Source organism: uncultured Methylobacterium sp. (assembly GCF_964251405.1).
Classification (GTDB): domain Bacteria; phylum Pseudomonadota; class Alphaproteobacteria; order Rhizobiales; family Beijerinckiaceae; genus Methylobacterium.
The window spans coordinates 56999-60386 of the sequence record NZ_CAXUJR010000004.1 but is presented as its reverse complement, the minus strand read 5'-3'; the positions used below and the strand labels follow the sequence as shown (position 1 = coordinate 60386).

Sequence of the window (3388 nt, the reverse complement as noted above, 5' to 3'; positions counted from 1 at the left end):
CCCAAGCTCAAGGACAAGAGTATCGGTGTCATCGCCGGAACGCCGCCGGTCTCCCGGATGGGTGAGATTGGCCTGATCGGCAAGATGCGGACCTACGCGCCCTATCAGCTCGATCCTGCCCGTAAGCACCAAACCGTTTCGGCGGAGATCGTCTCCGACCTGGCCGGGAAGACGCTCGACGCTGCCGTACTCTGGGGACCGGCCGCAGGATGGCTCGCCAGCCAGAGCGGCGTCGAGATGAATGTGGTCCCGTTGCTCGACGAGCCTGACCGGCCTCCCTTGAGCTTTCGGATCGGCATGGGCGTCCGGCTTGAGGAAAACGACTGGAAACGCAGCCTCAACACCGTGCTGCGCAAACGCCGCGCGGACATCGAAGCGGTGCTGCGCGAGTTCCACGTTCCGCTCATGACCGACGAAGGCAACACGCTCATGGAACCGGCAAAGCCCTGAGACTGAGCGGCCGATCCGGCGGATCGGCCGTGACTTGATCAAGTCACCCGTTCAATCCCGGTGCAATCGAGCTTCGAGAGGGCCTGCGCCACGGTCTCCGGACCGATCATCAGGTCAGGGGCGATCTCGGCGAGCGGCATGAGCACGAAGGCTCTCTCCCGCACGAACCGATGCGGCAACACGAGCCGCGCGTCGTCGACAGCGGCGCCTTCGTAGAACAGGACGTCGATATCGATGACGCGCGGCCCCCAGCGGCGCTCGCGAACACGACCGAGGGCGGTCTCGATGGCCAGCCCTGCTTCGAGCAATGCGTGGGGGCTCAACGTCGTGTCGACGGCCACGGCGGCGTTGAGGAACCAATCTTGGTCGGTGTCCCCCCAGGGTGGCGTCCGATAATCGCTCGACCGCGCGGTGATCCGGATGCCCGGCGTCACGGCGAGCCGAGCGACCGACTCCGCCAGCGTCGCCGCCTTGTCACCGATATTGCTGCCGAGGCCGAGATAGGCCGTGCTCATGCCGGGCCCGGAGCGATCCGGCGATGCCGCGTGATCGCGATGGAAACCTGGTCGATCACGGCCGGGACGGGTGCACTCGGCTTATCGACCCGCACCTCGACCGCGTCGACGAGGGAGAAGCCGTCGAGGATCTCGGCCGCAATGGCCTCGGCCAGGGCCTCGATCAACGCGAAGCGCCGCTCGGTGGCGATGCGCACGACGATGGCCGTGAGGTCGGCATAGCTCACCGTCTGAGCGACGTCATCGGACCGCCCGGCGGCACTGAGATCAAGGGCGCAGTCGAGCGAGATATAGAAGCGCTGCCCGATTCGGGCCTCCTCGGCCAGGAGGCCGTGATAGGCGAAGACGGCAATGCGTTCGACGAGGATGCGGTCGGTCATGCGCGGATCGACTCGGGAACGGGGCGCATGACGGCGTCGACGATGCGCAAGGCATCGACATGGGCGCGCACGTCGTGGACGCGCACGATATCGGCGCCCAGCGTCGCCGAGAGGACATGGCTCGCGATCGAGCCGAACAGCCGATCCACCGGCCTCGTCTCGGCGTCCAGCACCCGCCCGAGCAGGGACTTGCGCGAGACGCCGACGAGGACCGGAAAGCCGAGCGCGCGGATCTCGGGCAGCCGACGCAGGGCTTCGAGATGCTGCGCCCAGCTCTTGCCGAAGCCGATGCCAGGATCGAGGACGATGTCGCTCTCGGCGATCCCGGCCCGGCGGGCGATGTCCAGCGAGCGCTCGAAGAAGCCCAAAATGTCGGAGACGATGTCGATCGCCGGATCAATGGAATCGCGGTTGTGCATGATCATCACGGGCGCGCCGTGGGCGGCGGCCACGACGGCGATCTCCGGCTCGCGCTGCAGACCCCAGACGTCGTTGACGATGGCCGCACCCGCTTCCAGGGCGACCCGCGCGGTCGAGGCCTTGTAGGTGTCCACCGAGATCGGAACAGAGAGGCGGCGGCTCAGGTCGCGGATGACCGGGAGGATGCGGGCCTGCTCCTCATCGGCCGGCACCGGGACATGGCCAGGGCGGGTGGATTCGCCGCCGATATCGACGAGCGCGGCCCCCTCGGCGACCATCGCCCCGGCCTGCTCGCGGGCGGCGTCGAGGCTCGCGAAACGTCCGCCGTCGGAGAAGGAATCCGGCGTGACGTTGAGGATGCCCATCACGAGGGTGCGACGTCCCAGGTCGGGAAGCAGGTTCGCCAGGCAGCGAGAGGGAGGGGTCACGGCATCTCGACGGATCGGGCTTCGGGAGTGGCAGGGCTGTTCGACGGCCCGGCGGTATTCACTCCCGTCTCATCCGTCCTAATTCGCGATGGCGCAAGGGCGAAGACAGCCGCGCCATCGCGCCCAGCCGAAGGGCCGAGGATGCGCGGATCCCGCCGAAGGGGCTACTTGCCGCCGCGATAGCAGCGGATCTCCGCCTCGGCCTGGGCACGGCGCAGGTCGGCGACCTGATCGTCGAAGACCTTGGTGGTCTTGAACTGTGCGGTCCGCGCTCCGATGCCCTGGCGCATGGAGAGCACCGTGCTCGCCTGGACGTACTTGTCGTATGTCAGGATCGAGGCGAGGGCGTCCAGCGAGCACGAGCAGCGCGAGAGCGCCTCGCGGGACTGCCCATTGGCCGCCATGCAGCCGAAGATGTAGTCGGCCCGCGCCTCGGTCGGGTAATCGTTCTCGAACTCGACGGACAGGGCAGGGGCCGCCAGCAGGGCCAAACCGAAAGCGGCGCCGATGGCGCGCTCAACCAGCGTTCTGATCATAGCTCAGCTTCTCCTCGAGGAGGTCACCGCCCTCCGCGTTCTTCGATACCGCCTCGATGGAGAGCAGCTCGCCGGGGACGGCCTCGGACGTCACGAAGACATAGGTCAGGTTCGAGAGACCGCGCATGCGGTCTTTCATCCTGTCCTCCACGAAGGGCTGCGTCTCGATGCGCCATGCCTGGACGGCCTTCCCCTTGAAGGTGGCCTCGACCGGCGTCACCGCCGCATTCTCGCGCAGGGATTTGCGGATCGCATTCTTGAGATAGCGCGGGTTGGCCTTCAGAACGCGTGAAAGATCGGTGAGATGATGCTCCAGGAACAGCGTCATCACCGGATTGCCCGGCATGTCCTCGAACGGGCCGGCCGGGAAGCGGTTGGCGCCGGAGAACATCTGGACTCGGATGGTGCGGTTGTCGGCCGTGGAGCCGGGCTCGATGGTCAGCTTGATCCGATCGTCGAGGGTCGGTCCGAAGGGACCTTTCTCGATGCCGCTGCGGCGCAGGTATCCGTAGGTCAGCGTCGTGCCAGGCGCGACATTCTTCATCTGCGGCTGCTCGAACAGCACGTCGGACGCGTTCGGCACACCCGTATTGGCCTTCACCACCGCGGGAGCATCGGTGGGTGGTGAGCCTTGCGCCATCACGGGCGAAGCGAGGAGG

5 protein-coding genes and 1 pseudogene are annotated in these 3388 nt (G+C 66.9%); 1 reads left to right on the top strand and 5 read right to left on the bottom strand.

Annotated features, from left to right (window positions below; all coding sequences use genetic code 11):
- A pseudogene (locus tag ACFE7U_RS01905) lies at positions 1-450 on the top strand (quinoprotein dehydrogenase-associated putative ABC transporter substrate-binding protein); the annotation flags it as partial.
- A 38-nt stretch (positions 451-488) separates the two neighbouring features.
- On the opposite strand, the gene folK reads toward ACFE7U_RS01905, so the two are convergent.
- The 5 genes from folK to ACFE7U_RS01880 all read right to left on the bottom strand — a co-directional run bounded on the left by folK (position 489) and on the right by ACFE7U_RS01880 (position 3369).
- Positions 489-965, bottom strand: coding sequence for a 2-amino-4-hydroxy-6-hydroxymethyldihydropteridine diphosphokinase (gene folK, locus ACFE7U_RS01900; protein ID WP_375408030.1), 477 nt, complete (start codon positions 963-965; stop codon positions 489-491).
- Positions 962-1345 carry a dihydroneopterin aldolase gene (folB, locus tag ACFE7U_RS01895; protein WP_375408029.1) on the bottom strand — a complete coding sequence of 128 codons (384 nt, stop codon included), beginning with the start codon at positions 1343-1345 and terminating at the stop codon, positions 962-964. Before folB ends, folK begins: the two co-directional genes overlap by 4 nt.
- Positions 1342-2208 carry a dihydropteroate synthase gene (gene folP, locus ACFE7U_RS01890; protein ID WP_375408042.1) on the bottom strand — a complete coding sequence of 289 codons (867 nt, stop codon included), beginning with the start codon at positions 2206-2208 and terminating at the stop codon, positions 1342-1344. The genes folB and folP overlap by 4 nt, the downstream gene beginning before the upstream one ends.
- A gap of 149 nt (positions 2209-2357) precedes the next feature.
- Positions 2358-2729, bottom strand: coding sequence for a hypothetical protein (locus ACFE7U_RS01885; protein ID WP_375408028.1), 372 nt, complete (start codon positions 2727-2729; stop codon positions 2358-2360).
- Complete coding sequence (locus ACFE7U_RS01880; RefSeq protein ID WP_375408041.1) at positions 2710-3369, bottom strand: hypothetical protein; 660 nt, start codon at positions 3367-3369, stop codon at positions 2710-2712. Before ACFE7U_RS01880 ends, ACFE7U_RS01885 begins: the two co-directional genes overlap by 20 nt.
- Between the last annotated feature and the right edge of the window lie 19 nt (positions 3370-3388).

Excerpts from the sequence above, each read along its gene's own strand:
- ACFE7U_RS01880 (WP_375408041.1), bottom strand. The coding sequence starts at position 3,369 with ATGGCGCAAGGCTCACCACCCACCGATGCTCCCGCGGTGGTGAAGGCC.
- folK (WP_375408030.1), bottom strand. The coding sequence starts at position 965 with ATGAGCACGGCCTATCTCGGCCTCGGCAGCAATATCGGTGACAAGGCG.
- ACFE7U_RS01885 (WP_375408028.1), bottom strand. The coding sequence starts at position 2,729 with ATGATCAGAACGCTGGTTGAGCGCGCCATCGGCGCCGCTTTCGGTTTG.
- folB (WP_375408029.1), bottom strand. The coding sequence starts at position 1,345 with ATGACCGACCGCATCCTCGTCGAACGCATTGCCGTCTTCGCCTATCAC.